The organism is Sporolactobacillus caesalpiniae, assembly GCF_040513385.1.
In the GTDB taxonomy this organism is placed as follows: domain Bacteria; phylum Bacillota; class Bacilli; order Bacillales; family Sporolactobacillaceae; genus Sporolactobacillus.
The window spans coordinates 207,029-226,851 of the sequence record NZ_JBEVCB010000002.1 but is presented as its reverse complement, the minus strand read 5'-3'; the positions used below and the strand labels follow the sequence as shown (position 1 = coordinate 226,851).

The 19,823-nt window shown below is 40.9% G+C and carries 19 protein-coding genes and 1 pseudogene; 15 read left to right on the top strand and 5 right to left on the bottom strand.

The genetic code is table 11. The annotated features are described in order from the left end of the window. Positions 1 to 167 precede the first annotated feature (167 nt). The 3 genes from ABWW58_RS04550 to ABWW58_RS04540 form a co-directional block, all read right to left on the bottom strand. The gene (locus ABWW58_RS04550) at positions 168 to 893 is read right to left on the bottom strand and encodes a metallophosphoesterase family protein (RefSeq protein WP_177184693.1); all 726 of its coding nucleotides are present in this window, start codon (positions 891 to 893) and stop codon (positions 168 to 170) included. A gap of 137 nt (positions 894 to 1,030) precedes the next feature. Beyond that, positions 1,031 to 2,989 carry a lipoteichoic acid synthase gene (gene ltaS, locus ABWW58_RS04545; RefSeq protein WP_353868300.1) on the bottom strand — a complete coding sequence of 653 codons (1,959 nt, stop codon included), beginning with the start codon at positions 2,987 to 2,989 and terminating at the stop codon, positions 1,031 to 1,033. A 406-nt stretch (positions 2,990 to 3,395) separates the two neighbouring features. Next, positions 3,396 to 3,902, bottom strand: a complete 507-nt coding sequence (locus ABWW58_RS04540; RefSeq protein ID WP_353868038.1) for a hypothetical protein — start codon at positions 3,900 to 3,902, stop codon at positions 3,396 to 3,398. A 326-nt stretch (positions 3,903 to 4,228) separates the two neighbouring features. Between ABWW58_RS04540 and ABWW58_RS04535 the strand changes: the two genes are divergently transcribed. The 13 genes and pseudogenes from ABWW58_RS04535 (at position 4,229) to yfkAB (ending at position 15,589) form a co-directional block, all read left to right on the top strand. Further along, complete coding sequence (locus ABWW58_RS04535; RefSeq protein ID WP_353868037.1) at positions 4,229 to 5,488, top strand: coiled-coil domain-containing protein; 1,260 nt, start codon at positions 4,229 to 4,231, stop codon at positions 5,486 to 5,488. A 255-nt stretch (positions 5,489 to 5,743) separates the two neighbouring features. Next, positions 5,744 to 6,499, top strand: coding sequence for a hypothetical protein (locus ABWW58_RS04530; protein WP_353868036.1), 756 nt, complete (start codon positions 5,744 to 5,746; stop codon positions 6,497 to 6,499). A gap of 13 nt (positions 6,500 to 6,512) precedes the next feature. Then, positions 6,513 to 7,253, top strand: a complete 741-nt coding sequence (locus ABWW58_RS04525; protein ID WP_353868035.1) for an AAA family ATPase — start codon at positions 6,513 to 6,515, stop codon at positions 7,251 to 7,253. Between the two features lie 67 nt (positions 7,254 to 7,320). Further along, a complete protein-coding gene (locus tag ABWW58_RS04520; protein ID WP_353868034.1) occupies positions 7,321 to 8,454 on the top strand; it encodes a sensor histidine kinase in 1,134 nt (377 codons plus the stop codon). Next, positions 8,451 to 9,053: a response regulator transcription factor gene (locus ABWW58_RS04515; protein WP_353868033.1), complete on the top strand. Its 603-nt coding sequence runs from the start codon at positions 8,451 to 8,453 to the stop codon at positions 9,051 to 9,053. Before ABWW58_RS04520 ends, ABWW58_RS04515 begins: the two co-directional genes overlap by 4 nt. A 17-nt stretch (positions 9,054 to 9,070) precedes the next feature. After that, positions 9,071 to 9,745, top strand: a complete 675-nt coding sequence (locus tag ABWW58_RS04510; RefSeq protein ID WP_353868032.1) for a response regulator transcription factor — start codon at positions 9,071 to 9,073, stop codon at positions 9,743 to 9,745. After that, a complete protein-coding gene (locus ABWW58_RS04505; RefSeq protein ID WP_353868031.1) occupies positions 9,742 to 10,356 on the top strand; it encodes an ATP-binding protein in 615 nt (204 codons plus the stop codon). The genes ABWW58_RS04510 and ABWW58_RS04505 overlap by 4 nt, the downstream gene beginning before the upstream one ends. A 31-nt stretch (positions 10,357 to 10,387) precedes the next feature. Further along, on the top strand, positions 10,388 to 10,786 hold the full coding sequence (locus tag ABWW58_RS04500) for an ATP-binding protein (protein WP_353868030.1): 399 nt from the start codon (positions 10,388 to 10,390) through the stop codon (positions 10,784 to 10,786). 106 nt (positions 10,787 to 10,892) lie between these two features. Continuing rightward, positions 10,893 to 11,657 carry an ABC transporter ATP-binding protein gene (locus ABWW58_RS04495; protein WP_353868029.1) on the top strand — a complete coding sequence of 255 codons (765 nt, stop codon included), beginning with the start codon at positions 10,893 to 10,895 and terminating at the stop codon, positions 11,655 to 11,657. Beyond that, positions 11,644 to 13,596: an ABC transporter permease gene (locus ABWW58_RS04490; protein WP_353868028.1), complete on the top strand. Its 1,953-nt coding sequence runs from the start codon at positions 11,644 to 11,646 to the stop codon at positions 13,594 to 13,596. The genes ABWW58_RS04495 and ABWW58_RS04490 overlap by 14 nt, the downstream gene beginning before the upstream one ends. Before the next feature lie 151 nt (positions 13,597 to 13,747). Further along, positions 13,748 to 13,813: pseudogene (locus tag ABWW58_RS04485) on the top strand (YjcZ family sporulation protein); the annotation flags it as partial. 236 nt (positions 13,814 to 14,049) lie between these two features. Next, the gene (locus tag ABWW58_RS04480; RefSeq protein WP_353868027.1) at positions 14,050 to 14,343 is read left to right on the top strand and encodes a hypothetical protein; all 294 of its coding nucleotides are present in this window, start codon (positions 14,050 to 14,052) and stop codon (positions 14,341 to 14,343) included. 115 nt (positions 14,344 to 14,458) lie between these two features. After that, positions 14,459 to 15,589, top strand: coding sequence for a radical SAM/CxCxxxxC motif protein YfkAB (gene yfkAB / locus ABWW58_RS04475; protein WP_353868026.1), 1,131 nt, complete (start codon positions 14,459 to 14,461; stop codon positions 15,587 to 15,589). Between the two features lie 60 nt (positions 15,590 to 15,649). Here yfkAB and ABWW58_RS04470 read toward each other — a convergent pair whose 3' ends face one another. Then, a complete protein-coding gene (locus tag ABWW58_RS04470; RefSeq protein WP_353868025.1) occupies positions 15,650 to 16,249 on the bottom strand; it encodes a TetR family transcriptional regulator in 600 nt (199 codons plus the stop codon). An 88-nt stretch (positions 16,250 to 16,337) separates the two neighbouring features. Further along, entirely contained in the window at positions 16,338 to 17,567 is a 1,230-nt protein-coding gene (locus ABWW58_RS04465) for an MFS transporter (RefSeq protein WP_353868024.1), read from the bottom strand. 280 nt (positions 17,568 to 17,847) lie between these two features. Between ABWW58_RS04465 and ABWW58_RS04460 the strand changes: the two genes are divergently transcribed. Then, positions 17,848 to 18,468 (top strand): DUF47 domain-containing protein, encoded by a 621-nt coding sequence (locus ABWW58_RS04460; protein WP_353868023.1) that lies wholly within the window; start codon positions 17,848 to 17,850, stop codon positions 18,466 to 18,468. Between the two features lie 117 nt (positions 18,469 to 18,585). Further along, complete coding sequence (locus tag ABWW58_RS04455; protein WP_353868022.1) at positions 18,586 to 19,593, top strand: inorganic phosphate transporter; 1,008 nt, start codon at positions 18,586 to 18,588, stop codon at positions 19,591 to 19,593. Positions 19,594 to 19,823: the final 230 nt, after the last annotated feature.

The window sequence follows — 19,823 nt, the reverse complement described above, 5'->3', positions numbered from 1 at the left end:
CAAGACAATTATACAGGAGGTGGCTCTGGTGATGTCACAAGTGGCTCTATATTATGTCCTAACATGCTCTAAAATATGGCGCAGTTGGCACTATTCAATGGCAATATACACCCTATAAGCCGATTAAATTCGAAAAGACTTAATTTGATGCGGGGCTGGAAGGATTATTAGTTTACGCTATAGGTTGCTTTTGAAGGCAATTCCAGACAGTTTAACTGTCCGCCGAATACGCAACCGCCATCGATGCCGATGATATTGTTTTCACCAAAGAAAACTGCGCTTGAATCATGAAGATTCATGGTGGGCGTATGCCCAAAAATCACTGTTTTTTCGCCACAATATCCTTCAAAAAAAGGCGTTCGAATCCATAAAAAGGTTTCCTGATCGGTTTGACTGATCTCTTTTTCAGGATCGACCCCGGCGTGAACAAAGAAATAATGTTCAGTTTCTGCATACACATTTAATTGTTGGATCCATTCTAAATCATCCTGAAGCGCATCAGGAAGGGTTAAGGTTCCGTCCTGGATTTCCTTATATACATTCTCAATAGACAGTCCATAACTTGACAATGTTTGCGCGCCGCCGTTCTGGGCCCAGTGTGAGACGGCTAGGAGATCCCGATCGACGAGGGCTTTTTCCATCATAGCCTCATGATTCCCTTTAAGAGTAACGGCACCTTGTTTTTCAAGCTCACGCGCTTTTTTTATGACTGCTTTAGGATTATTTCCTCGGTCGACGTAGTCCCCGAGTAAGAAGAGAAGATCCTCTTCCATTGTATAGTTTACTTTATCCAACAACGCGTTAAACGCATCGATTTGGCCATGCATATCACTGATCACAAGCAACCGTTTGACTGTTTGCAAACCGATAACCTCTCTTTCTATAACTATCATAGACAAGTTACATTCTATTATGCAACCATTAGTAGAAACAAAGAAAAAATATAGGGAACGAATCACAAATTATTTATTTAACTTGCTGTAACCCATGGATGAAGGCAAAAGAAAAAGCCCAGTTAAGGGCTTTTTCGTCATTTTTTTGTACCGTTGGAAGAGATACCATAATTAGAATCAGGTGGAATCTTCTGATCCGTGTTGTAATTAATCTTCGACACATCCGGCGGGACGAATCCTTTTGGATGGTAGAAGCGAAGCAGATCACCATAGATAACCTTATCCGAGTAATCAAGCATCTTTTTAGCAACATCTTCATAGGGCTTTCCAAGCGAAGCCTCAACCTTCTGACCGTTGTTATTGTCGTAAACCTCACCGCCAACAATGGAGTATTTATTGGTAATGACATCACCGTTGCGGAAAGGAATGATCTGATGATGCTGTTTGGAAAATAAATCGGTGCCAAACTGGATGTAATTCTTCGTGTTGATGCCAAGAAGACTCATTAATGTCGGACGAACATCTACCTCGCCACCGTACGTAGATACGGTGCCGCCAGCTACTTTTGGAATATGAATGAACAGTGGCACGCGCTGGAGTTGAGCGTTATCAAATGGTGTGATCTGATCTTTACCCAGCACTTTAGCCATAGCGTCATTGTGATTTTCAGAAAGACCATAGTGATCACCATACATGATAATAACTGTCTTATCAAAAAGACCGGATTTCTTCAAATCTGTGAAGAATTGCTCGATGGCTTGATCCATGTAATTAGCCGATTGAAAATAATTATTGACGACGCTATCCCCAAAATCCCCAGGTTTAAACGTCGTATCTTCTTTATCCATCCCGAATGGAAAGTGGTTGGACAATAGAATCAGTTTGCTATAAAACGGCTGCTTTAAATTAGTCAGATAAGGCATCGTTTCCTTAAGAAAGGGCTTATCCTTCATTCCATAATTTTTAGTATTCTCTGCGCTCATATCGTAATATTTTGAGTCGAAGAATCGTTCGTAACCGAGTGATTTATACATTTGGTCGCGATTCCAGAACGATTTAACGTTACCATGAAATGCGGCTGTTTCATATCCGCGCTGATTCATCATTGCGGGAGCAGCCTGATACGCGTTAAATCCCTTCATTTGGAAAACAGGGCCCTGAGAAAGAGGGAAGAGAGAATTTTCCATCATGAATTCGGCATCGGATGTCTTTCCTGATCCGGTTTGATGAAAGAAATTTTTGAAATAAGTCGTATTGTCGACACCTGTAGCCAGCTTATTCAGAAAAGGAGTGACCTCTGTTCCGTCGGGCATTTTGTAGTTAATAATAAAACTTTGCAGAGATTCAAGGGAAATATAAATCACATTCATCCCTTTTGCCTTCGCGTAGTACTCCGGATTAGGTGCCGCAAAATTTGATTTTGTAAAGTTTTGAATATCATTAATATCGCTGCTGTCCGCCATTGCTCGTTGCGCATTTGAACGTGCATTCTGAATTGCGTCATAGATAGCGAAGTTATAAGCACCTAAATATTTGACAATGTAGTTTCGATCAAATGTCCTGCTGAGCAATTCCGGACGATCTGTTTCAGCTAAGCTTAAATTAACGATAAAAATCATGACAGCAGACACAAATACGGTAAAGATCGCGCGAATATTCCAGCGCTCAGTGAAAGGGCGGGTCACTTTAAAGAGAACGAGTAAGAGAATAATCAGCGTATCCGAAAAGAAAAATACGTCGAGCCCGCTCATAAGCGAAACAACGCTGCCGCCTAAATCACCGGCATTTCCAGTTGATTGGGTCATTGTCGAGAAGGTAATGAAATCATTGAAAAAGCGATAGTAAACAATATTTGCATAAAGCCAAAACGAAAGCAGGAAACTAATGATAATTAGAAGCCATTGTTGCAATCGTCCTTTAAAAATGACGGCAATTCCTAAAAACAAAAGTGCAGAACTTATCGGATTAATGAAGAGCAGAAAGTGCTGCATCTTGTCGGTTACACCAAGGTTAAATTGGGTCAAATAGACAAAATAAGTTTTCAGCCAAAATAAGATAACCGTGAGCAAGAAGAGTGTATATTTTTTTGATAGCATACGTTGACTTGCAGCGTACAAATGCCTCACGTTTGTTCAACCTCCTGGAAACGAAAATTGATCGTATAGAGTATTACTCTCATTTTTTAGAGATCACAATAATTCTAAATTATATCATACAGAAGCAGATTAATTCATGTTACTATTGTGTAAAAAAAAAGATACTTGAAACCTTCAACTATTCTAATTCAATTTAAATAAAAGTCAAGATACAGGCACACTTCTTGGTTTTCAAGATGTTCATTTAATAAGAGAAAGCTCGTTTTATGTTGAAATTTGACAATTATATAGGAAGTAAGTGGAATTTTAATTAACTATGCACTGCTAACTAATGGACGCAAATAAACAGAGCAGCGCTTAGATAAGCTGCTCTGTAGTTTGGAAAGTATGGTTTATTTGGCTGATTTCAGCGTACTTCGCGGAGACGCTTCAATTTCTGCTCGTTTTGACCCACATTCTTTAGCAAAGAAGGATATCTGAGCAGCAGCATGCTGTAGCGACCTAATAAAAACCCTGCAACAAAAATGAAATAAATAATAAAGCTTGAGGATCCATTTAATGAAGGTGTTGACGCCAGGTAGTGTATGGAAACGTATTTAAGTGCAAAGCGAATGGGTATTGAAAGAAACCATATCAGTACCGACATGATGGATCCTGCCAAATACCATGCACCATCATGATTCAGAAGTGGGGTGAACCGACCTTGAATCAAGCCTAGACCAAAGGAAAACAAGAGTGTCGCCATGATCATACACCAATCGATGAGAGGCAGTGCGTGCATAGTGGAAAGCGCGCAGCTTGCGCATATTAGCAGGGCAAGAGGCTGTCGGTACAGTCTCCCAGTTAAAGGCTTTTCCCTGAGCTGATTAAAGAGGACAAGAGTCAGCATAACCGATCCAGCAACAAGGAACATGGTCTCACCTCCACACTCATTTTGTTTCACATGGCTAATGTATGTCTCAATCAAATTGTCCTATTCCTAGCATTTATTTACGAAATAAACCAAAATTCTCGAAAAAATAATTATATTACAAAATAATTACAAAAGATAAACGATTCTATTCGTGAAATATCGAGCTAATATTACAATTATGTTTCATAAAGACATATAAGCTTAATATCAGCTGCAAAAGATAGGGTGCTATAATAAAAAGGTCGATAAAAAGAAAATAATAGAAAAGTCATAGAGGAAACACTAAAAAAAGAGAATGATTGTTTTGGGGAGGAACTAGGCCGATCATGAAAATTAATAAGAAAAAAGCAACCGTGACATTGGCACTGACGTTTGGACTGACATACACTTCCGTAGTTCCATCTGTTACATACGCATCACCATCATTAAGCGAAATCAATAGTAAAACCGCCGCACAAAAATCTCTTAAGGATCAGCTGACAAAGCAGCAGCAAGCGATTCAAAATGAATTGGCTGAAATGAACAAGAAACAGTTGCAATTGACAAGCGAGATCAGTGATGGCCAATCCGACATAAATCGAACGAACGATAAGATCAACGGACTGAAAGCGGAAATTACAGAAATTAATAAACGCATTGAAGATCGTAAAGCGCTACTTAATGATCGGTTGGTTTCCATCTATAAGAATGGCGGATCCGTGAATTATTTGGATGTCCTGCTTGGCGCTAAGAACTTCGGCGATTTTATTGATCGTACATTCGCACTCACGACGATTACAAATCAAGACCAAAAAATAATTACAGATCAGAAAAATGATCAGCTTGCGGTGAAAACGAAGAAGGCAAGCGTCGAAAGAAAACAAGCGGCTAATGTGGCAAGCCTGGAAAAGCTGAAAAAGACACTGTCAGAAGTTGTTGCTCTTCAGGAGAAGAAGAAAATCGCTTCGAAGGCGCTGGATAATAAGCAGGATAGTGTATCTGCTCAGCTTGCTTCTCTAGCTAGTGCGGCAGACGATCTGAAACGCGCATCAATTAAGCCGGTTTCCTATAATCCTTCGAATAATTCGAACCAATCGAGTGAGTCGAATCAATCAAATAAATCAAGCGATTCGAACAGTTCAACTACGAATAGAACCTCGTCAAATAATGGGGATTCATCGAGCAACTCAGGAACTCAATCCGTAGGGTTGTCAGCATCTGTTGCAACCGGCGGTATTTCCGGTATCGTTGGATATGGCAATAAATATATTGGGCGATCAACTTATGTGTTTGGCGCTTCAAATCCGTCAACCGGACAATTTGACTGCTCAGGATTTGTTCATGCAGCATTTGCCGCTAATGGTGTTGGTGTCGGACGAAGCACCGGTGCATTGGTCAGCCAAGGCAGGGCGGTAAGCTACGCATCAGCGCAACCTGGTGATCTTGTTTTCTTTGATACATATAAAACAAATGGACATGTCGGCATTTATCTTGGTGGCGGACGTTTTATCGGATCGCAAAGCAGCACAGGTGTTGCTGTTGTCAGCATGAGCAACTCGTACTGGAGTTCCCATTTCCGCGGTGTAGTTCGGAGAATCTTGAATTAATCGGTTTTGTTCTTATGTAAACTAAAGAGGTACGGGAGAAAAAGCTCCCGTACCTCTTTAGTTTATATTAATCTTAGAGAAACTAAAATTTTTATCAACGCTGCCTGAGTTATTTGTGACGTTTATGACACCTGTCATGTTTTTTTTATGATTGTTGGAACTGGTACTGATGCATCAGACCGCCTACACTTCTTATAGAGGAGAAAACGGATAACGTAGATAACTTTTATCGTTTTTCTTTAGGAGGTGGGGCTATTGCTGATTATAAAATGTATTCCTCTGATTAAGCATTTTCTGCGTGTGATGTTTTATTATAAAATCAATTTCATTTTTACCTTTGGTGTGCCGCTTTTTTCGATTATTTACACTATGAGAAGTAAAATTTTTCAACAACCTCAACCATTACCCACCATGGAAATGATTCTTTTCTGGACTGGATACATGATTGTGCTCTATGGGCTGTTAGGCAGTGGACCGGCAATCGTTATGTTGCGCGAGGATCAATTTCTGAAGCAGTTTGTTTTTATTTCAGGCAATCGATGGGCAGTAATCGCAGCCAAGTATAGTTCACAGTTAATGGTACTTCTTGTTTCCACCTGGGTACTCGATATAGTGTGCAGTGTATTTTTTTCTCTCCCGTTCATCACACTTCTTTGGATTACGTTCGCCATGATTTTCATTTGCGAGCTTCCGATTTATGCGCTTTTCTTGCTTTTCGTCGCATTGAACGTCCGCCAAGAAACGATTCAACCAATCATGAACATACTTATATTCTTTTTTATTGCGCTAACATGGAATGATTTTTCTGGAATAGCCACTGTTGACCATATTATTACGATTATCAATCCAATTGACTATGCGTCACAGGTTGGCCGGGCGCTTCTGTCTCGTATCTTTCCTAATGTCACTTTTTCACCACCGTCTGTAATGGTATTAGCAACCTGTATCTATTTATTGGTCGGATTTTATTCTTTAAAGCGCATGAAAATATTACCGATTTTTCGAAATTGAGGTGCTCTTGTTGTTGATTAATCATCTGTCATACCATTACCCTAAGAATCACAAAATCATCTTTGACGATCTATCCATAAACATCATGCCAAAATCTATAAATGTTCTGCTCGGTGAGAATGGAGAAGGAAAAACGACACTTTTCGATGTGGTATCCGGATTGATTCGTACCGACGCTCAGATCCATGATAAAGTGCCGGAAAAGGATCTTGTATACCAAATCCAAGGCGTGCCGATTTTAAGTACGCTTTGTGGTAAAGATCTGGCAGAACTGATTCTCTGTTCCAGTGGACAATATCGTTTCAGAGATATGAATCCTTATTTGTTTGAAAAAAAACTGGGATATGATAAGGAATCATTCAAGAAGGTCCGGTATCTCTGGAAAATGCAATATGGCAAAATGTCTCCGGGGGAGCGCCGCTGGTTTACCATTCTGCTGTACTGTTTCATTGATAAAACGCTTTATATTTTTGATGAGCCGACGGCTGGAGTAGATTCTTACGCTGCAAGACAAATTATAGAGCAAATCAATTTGCTTCAGGAAAAAGAAGGGAAAACCATATTCATTGCGACACATCGGATCGATGATCTCAGGCATTTTTCGCATTTTTACATTCATGTTCTGTCTCATGGGAAGATTGTGTTAAATGAGGATGAACAAAATTGGATTCAGGCTGCCAAAAGGGTTAACTTACCTTTTCTAAATGTATTTGCTGACGCTTGGATAAATGATACTAGAAAAATGATTGAATAGAATAGCTTTGGATGATTTACGGAATGCCGATTTGTGCGTATTCTAGAGAAAGGGATGCACGGTATGTATGAAAGGAAGTGTGGGTGTGAAGCTGTTTCCAAAGTCGACAGGTCCTTACCCCTATCTATGGATACTGATCATTTTTCCTCAATATTTCATCAATGCTTTGCAAGATGACAATCTAACAAGCAAAGTCACCGCTTTAATCACGGGTATTATACTCATTTATGTGTTCAGGCAGATGTATTGGCTGGGTTATCTGGCACTACTCCTTCATTTCTTGCTCGGGATTGCAGCGTTAACCGCTGTTTCTATTGTTGTGGATCCGTCCATGATGTTTTATGCTATTGGCTTGGTGTTTCTGTTTGGTTATATTGAACAAGTAAGGAATCTAGTGATCGGTAGCGTTGGACTCATTATTGCTTATTTGATCGTAGCTTTGGTTGTTAACGGAGATCCGCTTGCATTTGATAACCCGTACCAGGTTGTCTTTTTACTGGTAGAAGCGGTAATTCCGACAGCTGTTTTTATGCACGAACGAACCAAAAACCTGCACCATCAATTGGATCACGCGAATGAACAGATTGTGACGCTGGTAAAGGAACAGGAGCGCGATCGTCTCGCGCGTGATCTGCACGACACGTTAGGGCATACATTGACCATGATCGTTCTCAAAAGTGAACTTGCTCTGCGGCTCATAGATCAGGACCGGGACAAAGTGAGGAGAGAAATCGGCGAAATTGAACAAATAACCCGATCAGCATTGCGTCAGACTCGGGAGATTGTTTCCTCGAACAGGCATCATTCGTTGACGGAGGAACTTAATGAATCAAAACGTTTTCTCGAAATGAAGGGCATCTCTGTCACTATATGTTCTCCGGAGACATGGCCTCAGCTTCAGTCGTCTGATGAGACGATGCTGAGTCTCGCTTTGCGAGAAGGAATCACAAATGTAGCAAGACACAGTGCGGCAGAGCATTGCCGCATTTATGCAAGAGTTGAGTACCCAAAATTGGTTCTGGAAGTTAAAGATGATGGGGTTGGAATTGGCAAAGAGCTTTCAGGGGGAAGCGGTATGCATACCATGCGTGAACGTATGCAGTTAGTCGGTGGCACAGTTGATTTTTTAACTGAAGAGAGCGGTACAACCCTTTGTTTTTCATTACCTCTGAATGAGAAGAAAGCTGGTGTGGGCCTATGAGACTGGTGATTGCCGAGGACCAAGGCATGCTGCGCGGAGCACTTGCCCAGTTGCTCGAAATGGAAGATGATATTGAGGTCATTGGTCAGACTGGAAACGGCAGAGATGCAGTTGAGTTAATAAAAAAACGAACGCCTGATCTTTTAATTGCGGATATTGAAATGCCTGGAATGACCGGATTAGAGGTCGCTGAAGAAATAAAACGATCATCCTCCAGTTGTAAAGTAGTGATCGTGACAACATTCGCGCGTCCCGGGTACCTCGAACGTGCGATGAAAGCTGGCGCATCCGGATACATACTTAAGGACGAACCGATAAATGAATTAATTGCTCATCTGCGCTATATACACAGCGGTGGCCGGCTTATCAGTCCTGAGTTAGCTACAGCCTTCTATTGCTCTGGAGAGAACCCGCTCATTGAACGAGAATGCGAAGTCCTGAGGCAATCATTCACAGGTCGAAGCACACAACAGATTGCGGATGATCTTCATCTGACACAAGGGACAGTACGCAACTACTTGTCAACGGCTATTCAAAAGATGGACGCGCATTCGAGACAAGAGGCGGCAAAAAAGGCAAAAGACAACGGATGGATCTAAGTGAGAGGAGCCTATGAATGTTTAAGATAATGATCGTAGAAGATGATTCAACGATGCGTGAGATGATTGCAGAAACATTGGAAAAATGGAAGTTCAATACTAAAGCTGCAATCGATTTTGAGCAGATTGTCGCGTGCTTTATCAGCTATCAACCCGAGCTGATTTTGCTTGACATCAATCTTCCTGTGTTTGATGGATTTTATTGGTGCCAGAAGATTCGCGCACTATCAAATGTACCGATTATCTTTATTTCATCACGTGATACGGTAATGGACAAAATCATGTCGATGAATATGGGCGGAGATGATTTCATCACCAAACCAATTAATTTGGATGTATTGACAGCAAAAATTAACGCGTTGCTCCGACGTACCTATTCGTATATGGAGAACAGTCTACAAGTTTTGGAATATCATGGCGCGATTCTTCAGCTCACAGAGAATGTACTCATGTACCGTGACCAGTCAATTGAACTGACAAAAAATGAGTTTAGAATGATGCACACGTTCATGAAACATGCAGGATCAATTATCTCCAGAGATCAGATCATGCGCGATTTGTGGGAAAATGAAAGCTTTGTCGATGACAATACACTGACAGTAAATATGGTTCGATTGCGGAAAAAGCTTGATGCACTTGGTATGAAAGAGTGGATCAAAACGAAAAAAGGGCAAGGGTATCAGTTGCAATGAAGATAACCGACTATTTAAACGATCAAAGACTATGGTTCATTTATTACATAACTTCAAGTGTTTTTCTTACCACCTTTCTGATTGTCGTACCTTCATTGCAACTGAAGAAGAGCGATTTGCTCTATCTGAATGGGGTACTGTTCTTTTTCTTTATAGCCTTTTTACTTTCTGATTATTATCGACAATCACGTTATCTAGCGGCACTTAAGAATGCAGCTGAGGGCTTGATGAACGATCGGTTACTGTCTCTGCCAATTGCGAAAACGCGCGAACAGCAGGCGATTCACCGCATGCTGCGAAAAATTGATCAGGATCATCGACATTATATAAATCAATTACAGGCAGAAATTGAAGAAAATAAAGACTTCGTTCTCGCTTGGGTTCATGAAGTAAAAACACCGATCGCAGCAGGAAAAATGTTGATCGCTGCAAGCTCAGATAAGAGCAAGGAACAGCTCGTTGATAAGTTTGAAGATGAACTTGATGCGATTGATCGCAATGTGGAGCGAGCGCTCTATTACTCGCGAACAGAGGGTTTTTCAAACGATTATTTGATCAGCGAGTACGAGTTAAAATCGATCATTAATCAGTTGCTGAAAAAAAAACGCTAAGTTATTTATCGCAAAGAAAATCAAAGTTGAGATGAATGATTTGCAGATTCAGGTGCTGACGGATAAAAAATGGCTGCTGTTCATCATTGATCAGATTATCTCAAATGCATTGAAGTATATGGATGCCCAAGGCTTATTAACCATCACAGGAGAGAGAAGGACGAAGTGCAGTGCACTGATCATCAAGGATAACGGATGTGGAATTGCTCCCGAAGATCTCAGACGTGTGTTTGAAAAGGGATTTACTGGATCGCTAGGAAGAGAAACAAAGCATGCCACAGGGATCGGACTTTATCTTGTCCAAACGTTGGTTAAGAAGCTGGGTCATTATGTATCAATGACATCGGTGCAGGGTGAGGGGACGGAAGTCATTTTAGAGTTTCCAGATCATGTGGATTACACTGAAATTGGACGCAGGCCAGAGACGTGACGAAAATGTAAGGTTGACGCTTAAACTGTAAGCTATTTCGAGGGAACCCCGACACGTTGTCATTTACAATGAAAAAGTAATGGATGAAACAATGAAGGGGCTGTTTATGATGCTGCTGAGTGCAAAAGGATTACAGAAAGTCTATGGACACAAAAGACTGACTTATACTGCAATACGAAACCTTGATCTTTCGGTTGAAAAGGGCGAGTTTGTTGGTGTGATGGGGCCATCTGGTTCAGGAAAAACAACGCTTTTGAACATCATGTCGACGATTGACCGGCCAACTGACGGAACGATTGAAGTTAACGGTCGGAATATTCTTACGATGAATGAAAAAGAGCTGGCGATTTTCAGAAGAGAGCATTTGGGCTTTATCTTCCAAGACTATAACTTGCTTGATACACTGACCGTTGAAGAAAATATTGCGCTCCCCCTAGCTCTGGCTAAAAAAAACGCGAATGAAATTGAACAACGTATTCATGAAACTGCAGAAAATTTGGGACTAGAGGATTTACTGGAAAAGTATCCTAATGAAATCTCAGGTGGGCAAAAACAGCGAACAGCCATTGCACGTGCGATCATTGTCAAACCGGATCTTATCTTTGCAGATGAACCGACAGGCGCGCTCGATTCAAAATCAGCAACCACTTTGTTGCAACTATTGACACGTCTCAATGAGGAAGAGATGGCAACTTTATTAATGGTGACACATGATGCATTCTCCGCGAGCTATTGTCACCGCATCTTGTTTATTAAGGATGGGGAGATCTTCACCCAGCTTGATCGCGGCCGTTTCACAAGAAAAGAATATTTTCAAAAGATCCTCGATGTGCTCTCCGCTTTAGGAGGTGAGGAAAATGACCTTATTTAAGCTCGCCCGCCGAAACATGGCTCGGAATTTTTTTCAGTACTTTCTTTATTTCGGATCAATGATTTTCAGTGTAGTGATTTTCTTTACCTTTGTATCGATTCAATATAACGGTGAGGTACAAGATGCTGCAACGAATTCTGTTAAAATCAACACCGCATTTCAAGCTGCTTCGTTTGTTCTGCTTATCTTTGTTGCTCTATTCGTCTGGTACTCCAACAGCTTTTTCACAAAAAGACGCAAGAAGGAAATCGGCCTGTATGCGCTGATGGGTTTGCGCAGAAAACAGATCGGCTGGATGCTTTTCTATGAAAATTTAATTCTTGGTTTCATTTCGCTTGCCGTCGGTATATTCATAGGCATACTGCTCTCTAAATTTTTTATTATGATTCTTATGAAACTGATGGATAACGTAGTGACCGTCCACTTTTCGATTTCATTACCTGCTGTTCTTGAGACGATCGGTGTTTTCCTCTTTATCATCGTGACGGCCTCACTTTATGGCTACCGCTTGATCTATCAATTTCAGCTTGTGGAGCTTTTCCACGACGAGAAAAAAGTTGATCGTGCGCCCAAGGTATCGGTTCTTCAGGCACTTCTTGCCGTTGTGTTCATCAGTACCAGCTATTGGCTTGTACTTCAAGATTTGAAACCGCCGCTTTGGCAATTTGGACTGCCTGTTCTCGCATTTACGATTCTCCTTGGCATGATTGCCGGTACCTATCTGCTCTTCCAATCATTGACTGTTTTTTGTCTCAAACAAATGCGTAAACGAAAAAACGTTTACTATAAAGGAACCCATATAATTGATATCTCGCAACTTTATTGTCGGATGAGAGAAAACGCACGCGTATTAACCGTGATTGCAACGATGAGTACGATAACACTGGTATCCGTTGGGACAAGTTATAGTTTATATTATAAGGTCGGGGAGGCAACAAAAAAGAATTTTCCGCATGGCTATGAGTACTTGATTCCTGCAGATCAGCAAGATCAAGCGGACCAGTTACTTCGCAACGCATTACGCGCAGATGGTGATCGCCATAAAATCACTTCGCAAGTATCTGTCCCCGCGCTTAATTTAGACGTGCAGCTATTGGAATATGATGGTGGAACAGCAGAATTCAATATCATTTCTGAGACTGCCTATAACCAAGTGGCAGCGCGTTACGGACAGAAGGATCGGATTCACCTCAATGAAAATGAAGCAACGATGCTGGCAAAGTTTTATAAGAAAGAGTTTACGAACCGTTATGTTGGACATTATGGATCTATTTGGAGTGAACAGCGTGGTAAAATGCAGAAAACAATCGTGCGTTATGTTGGATATAGAATGGTGCATTTTTCATGTACAGACGCTGTTGTAGTTGACGATGCACTGTTTCAGAAATTATCAGAAGAAAGTAAATCAATACTATTAACCCAAGTTGATCTCTCCGATCAGAAACACTTAGAACAAGTGGACGATCAATTCACGAACGCAATGCTGAATCTTGGAAAAAAGGTCGGCGAAAAAAATCCTCAATATTACGGTGTATTCAGTTATTATGGCATATACCATTCTAATAGTGTAGTCTATGGACTGATGATGTTCATGGGTGCTTTCCTCGGTCTTGTTTTCCTGATTGCGACTGGAAGTATTATTTATTTTAAACAGTTGAATGAAGCCGTTCAGGAAAAACCGCAGTTTACTATTCTGAAAAAACTTGGCCTGACGAACAGAGAAATCAGGGGCACGATTGCAAAACGGGTAGGTTTTATTTTTGTTCTCCCGCTTGTAATGGGTGGTTTGCATAGTACGATCGCGTTAGTAGCACTATCACGCATGCTGGAAGATGACTTGACCATACCCGTGGCCATCTGCATGGGTATCTATGCACTCATCTACACGATCTGCTACCTGTTTACTGTGCGGACATATTCAAAGATGGTGACCGCATAAAACAATAAAGTAAGAATGGCATCCACTAGGCTTTTTCGGGAATTAGCCGTAATCTTTGCTCAATAAGCGGACACCAAGATTTGTCGAAAATGTGCGCGTGCTGATACAAATGGGGACATGACTGCATAAGATATAGAAAAATAGAGGAGGATGCAGTATGTTTATTCTCATCGTTGTGATGTTTATTCTCCTTATCATTGTGGGTCTCTTCTATTGACAAATGATCCCGATGTCAACCGGTTTTCAGGTCATAAATGAAATCCGGTTTTTTGTGCGGGTAAGAAAATATAAAAGTTAAAAATTTAAGGAAAACTATCCGGACGTTCATTCAAAAATCAGAATAAGTTGTCAAACAATTTTTTGTGAACTGCTTCTTCCAAACTAGTGTTTAGTCGACAAAAAAACCCCGTTCAGAATTTGCCGGAAATGTGTGACAATAAAGGTATCTTAATTATGCGAAAGGAAGTGCCTGCAGCGATGCCAAACATCGTTTCTTTCAAATTCAACCCAGCGGAACTGAAACTAAACAAATTCATTGATTTCTATGGTTACTGCACGCAGTGGAATCAAAATATTTATGTATATGGTAAAAATGAATCGCAAAAGGTTCATCGTCTTTCTGAACTTCTGTCCTTTATTTTGTTTTCTCATGATCATGAATGCCTGATCGTTATTGAGGGTAGTGGAATTGATGAAACAAAAGACTATATTACCAAACACTTAGTTGGTGGTGTTCAGACAGCCTAAGTAGGGTTTGCGTATATTGTGATGACCAATCTAAAATGTGACAAACTCGTGAATTATCTTTTCAATATGGTATAGTATGAATAGCGTAAATTCATATTGAAAGGGTAGGAGTTGCATGACAACAATTGAACGCATAAGGACAGCGCCGATCAGTCCTGAAAATGATCCGTGGGAAGCTTATTTTGATGTGGAGCACTACGGACATTTAACACTGACGAATGTGGAGTTTACCACAACCACGCTCTGCAACATGAGGTGTGAGCATTGCGCGGTGGGCTATACCTTGCAGAAACGCGATCCGGATGCCCTTCCATTAGACTTGATTTTCAAACGTCTTGACGAAGCGAAAGATCTTCACGCTTTAAGTATCACAGGCGGCGAACCGATGCTGTCACTCAAGTCGGTGAAAGAGTATGTGGTACCCATCTTAAAGTATGCGCATGAACGCGGATTGAGAACCCAAATCAATTCGAATCTGACGCTTGATCTAGCGCGATATGAACTGATTATTCCATATCTTGACGTGCTTCATATTTCATTTAACTATGGAAGCTTCGAAGATTATTCCACTATTGGTTTCGCTGTAATGGAGAAGAAACCGAAAATAGAAGCACAACGGCTGTTTTTTGATCGCATGATTGAAAACGCACGGGAACTGACAGCACGCGGTGTCATCGTTTCAGCGGAAACGATGATCAATAAGCGGACATTGCCGCATCTTGAACGGATTCACGAACAAGTGGTAGCGATGGGGTGTCAACGGCATGAAGTACATCCGATGTATCCAAGCGACTTTGCCAGCGCGTTACAAGTCGCCTCACTTGATGAGATCCGATCCGGTATTCATCGTTTGCTTGATTGTCGTGACCAGAACGTGTGGATGCTGTTCGGTACCTTGCCATTTTATCCTTGCAATAAAAATGAGAAGGATCTGGCATTGCTTGAACGTCTGTATCATGAGAAAAATGTAACGGTTCGTAATGACCCGGATGGTCGTTCTCGGCTTAATGTTAACATTTTCGATGGCAATATTATCGTGACTGATTTTGGTGATGCGCCGGCACTGGGCAACATTAAAACAACAGCACTTGAAGATGCTTATCAACACTGGTTGATGACCCCGCTCGCAAAATCGCTGAATTGCCATTGTCCTGCTGTCAAGTGTCTCGGGCCCAATGTGCTTGTCAAAAATACTTATTATAAAGATATTGATTTTATGCAGCGAAAAGCGCTGATTGCACGGTGATTCACAAAATTTTATAAATTAAAAGGTCCTCTGCTTTTTTGCAAAGGACCTTTTAATCTATTAAATATCTAAAGCCGCTTTGAGATAGAGCCTTAGGGCATCAATTTGAGTTGCGGCACCAACCGTTTCATGCCCCAGTAGTGCCGCTTCTAGAGCAATTCCATCGGTCGTGTTAATAAAAAAACGTGTAATTGCTTCAATAGGCTGCTGTGGACTAAATTCGCCGCGGCGAACGCCTTCTTGGAAAAGACGTAAAAAAATGGATTGACCTTTCAGATAACGATTTCTTAAATACGTTTTTCGTTCCTCATTGCGCCATCCGGTGACAAAGTATTCATAGACGGCTATGGAAAAAGGAGTACCAGCTTCATGCGCTAATGCCTCTAAATAATCTTGAACCGCGTTCCACATACTTGTGTGTTTCTCAATAAGCGAATGAATAAATTTCTCAAATTCCATATTATTGTCTTCCAATAATGCGCGCATCATTGCTTCGGTGCTTGAGAAATACTGATAGACACCGCCGCGGCTCATTCCGGCTTCATTCACAATGTCCTGCATCGTAGCCGGTTCAAAGCCTTTGTTGGAAAAAACACTCTGGGCGGCCTGAAGGATTTGCTTTCTTCGTTGCGCGAAATGAGCTTCACTCACCTTTGGCATCATCATACCTCCTGTTTTTTTCAGTATATCACAATCAATTCTCCATCGATCATGAGCTTTGCATATCACCGGTACGTGTTTCGCTCAATTAAAGGCTATATGTTCCCGTGCCGAGTCTGTCTGGTTCAGGCATCCGGCGCAAGATCGGCAGAGCGAGCCAATATAAAGAAACAAATAAGAGACTTGCCCCAATACTGATGAAAATAGGACCGACACCCCATAGATGTGCGATTTGTCCGCCAAATAATGATCCAAGCGGCATGGCACATCCGCCGGCACTGATCATAATGGTATAGATTTGTGCCAAATGTTCTTGCGGAACAGCCTTCTGCAACGCTGAAACAAAAAGAATATTTGTCATGCCAGTTGGAACCAGACTAGCAGCGTATAGGATAAGCGACAGACTGTTCAATGATGTAAAATAAGAGATCAGCCATGAGATTCCAGATAAGAAAAACCCGCAAATAACCAGCTTTCCTAACATAAATTTTTTTACTAATGGGGCAGCAGCTGCGCCGATAAGTATTCCGACTGTTTCCGCTGATTGATAAAAGCCATACCATTGTGCGCCGCCGCGTCCTGCTGCATAAGCGGGCAATGTGGCATTGAGCATTCCGAAGACCAGATTGGCAATAATAGTCGCCGGTATAAATTGGATAATAAAGGAACCAGATACCATTTTTAATCCGGAAGTGAGATTATTCCAATACTCTTTGAATTTTTTCTTCAGATCTGCTGATTTATCAGGTTCCTTTTGGATTTTCATTGTTCTTCTAATCAAAAGAAAGCAGACGATACTGCAACCATTGAAAAGAATTGACAAAAGATAGAGCGTTAAGGGTGAAATAAAGACGATCAGAATTCCTGCCAGACTAGTGAAAATGATGGTGAATGCTTGATAACTCACGTTCATCAGAGCATTTGCTGAGGCGTACTGTCCTTCTTGAACAAATTCCGGAATCAAAGACATTTCCGCAGGGTTACTGAACATACCTAAAACAGCAACAACCGGCGTAAGTATGATGAGCGCTGCGGCAGAGTGCCAAAACGTGGTAAACATAACGTAAGTGATGACCACCGAAACGATTTGACCGAGTTCGGTCGTCCAAAGCAGTCTCTTTTTATTCATCCGATCAACGAGCGGACCAACCAGGAATTGAAACATCATGGGGGCGAGTGCAAGAAAACTAACTAGACCAGTGTAAAAAGTATCTTGAGTAAGGTGGTAGATGTACCAAATCAGTGAAACGTTGTACAGGCTCATTCCAATTGTACTGAGTGCGCGCCCTGAAAGGAGTTTCCAAAAATTAGCTGACATATCATTCATTTCCAAAAAATATAATGACACCAATGTCGTTATTATAAACGACATTGGTGTCATTATCAACAACTTCCACTCAAATAAATTTTTGTGACTATGCATGTGAAACAAGTCGAAAAATATGTTAATCTTTTTTTAACAAGTTGAAAACAGATTGTAAATCTACTGTGTTCTGTTAGAATGGAGTTTGGGCTCTTTTTCAGTTGAACAAGGCTTAGAATCCTATTTGGTACAGCTGACAAAAGAATTTTGATTATGATATGGAGAGGTGGACTTTGTGCACTTTTTGTCGAAAAATGACAAGTTTTTGAATATGCTTTCAATTATTTCACTGAATTTGGAGGATGCTGCAAAATTCTTTGATGAAAGCAAAATTAAGAATGAAGCTGACCTACACGAATTTTCCCGAAAAATGAAAAATTATGAACGTAAGGGTGACTCTTATGTTCACGAACTCATTATTGCCTTGAACAAAACCTTTGTCACACCGCTGCAGCGTGAGGATATTCTTGAACTGGCAATGAAAATGGACGATGTATTAGATGGCTTTGAAGAATGGTCGATGAGACTCGAAATATATGGTATCTCTCACGCGGATGAATTCATGGTTGAATTTGTCGGTATCCTCTATGAATCATGTAAAGAAATTAATCAAGCGATTACGCTGATGAGTAAAAAAAATCTTTCCGGCATTCGCAATAGTGTGATCAAAATTAATGATTACGAAACACAATGCGATGATTTGCTTGTGAAGTGCATTACAAGTCTCTTTAAAAATGAAAAAGATGCAATTAAAATCATTCAGTACAAAGAATTATACGAAATGCTTGAAAGTGTTGCGGACAGTTGTGAAGATGTCGCAGATACTCTTGAAACAATCATGATGCGTAACGCTTGACGGTAGTATTTTAACGAATTTTGGTACGACTATTTTTTGTATCGGTTATTTTTATGAAGAATAACAGGCAATACAGAATTCACGCATTCATTTTTACGCGGAAAGGGTTTTATAATCATGGAAAGTTTGTTTGCGTTGACGCTGATGATTGTATTTTTAGCGTTTATGTTCGACTTCATTAATGGCTTTCATGACACAGCAAATACTATTGCCACGTCTGTTTCTACACGTGCGTTGCGACCTCGTGCTGCGATTATTCTGGCAGGAACAATGAACTTTCTGGGGGCAATTACATTTACCGGAGTTGCTCAGACAATTAGTAAAGGAGTCATTGATCCTTTTTCTATTAAAGATGAAACGACGGGATTAATCATTGTGATGGCTGCACTGATAACAGCGATCCTGTGGAACCTTGCCACGTGGTTTTTGGGAGTGCCGAGCAGTTCATCGCATGCGATCATCGGTTCACTGGCCGGATCAGGTATATCGGCACTTGGCTTTGGTGCGTTAAATTATGAAGGGTTTATTGAGATTTTCGAGGCTTTAATTTTCTCGCCAATTGCCGCGATAACAATCGGCTTCATAGTAATGAAGCTTTTTACACTCTTTTTTCACAATTTCTCTTTGGCGAAGACCAATAGGCATTTTAGAATATTTCAAATATTCACCGCCGCTCTTCAATCATTCGCGCACGGCACGAACGATGCACAGAAAACGATGGGTATTATTACTATGGCATTAGTAGCATCGAATTATCTCACGGCGGTTGAAATACCAATGTGGGTGCGTATCGCTGCCGGATTGGCCATGGCGATGGGCACATCTGTTGGAGGATGGCGAATCATTCATACGGTAGGCAGCAAAATCATGAAGATTCAACCGATTAATGGAGCGGCAGCTGACCTATCTTCAGCTACGATCATTTTTGGTTTTACCTTTATCCATTTTCCTGTCAGTACGACGCATGTCATCACTTCCTCGATCTTGGGCGTTGGCTCAGCGGAACGTGTCAAGGGCGTGAATTGGGGAATGGCTATAAATATTCTGATTACATGGGTGATTACCTTACCTTTTACCGCACTTGTCTCTGCTGTCATTTATCGTTTATTAAACTGGATTCTTTAATGAGCTCGCTTATACGGGCTTTTTTTTTATTTACTGGATTGAGTATGTAACTCTGACACATTTTTACGGACGGTTAATTAGTTATCGATTAGCGCAAACCAGTACAAGTTCAATATTTTGGTAAGAAAATAAAAGAATAAGTGAAGTAAAAATGCAATTAAGGATTCGCCTGTGCTAGAGACTTGGCGACCCCAAGCTCTCTAACAGGTGGTGAAAGTTTTGCATAAAAG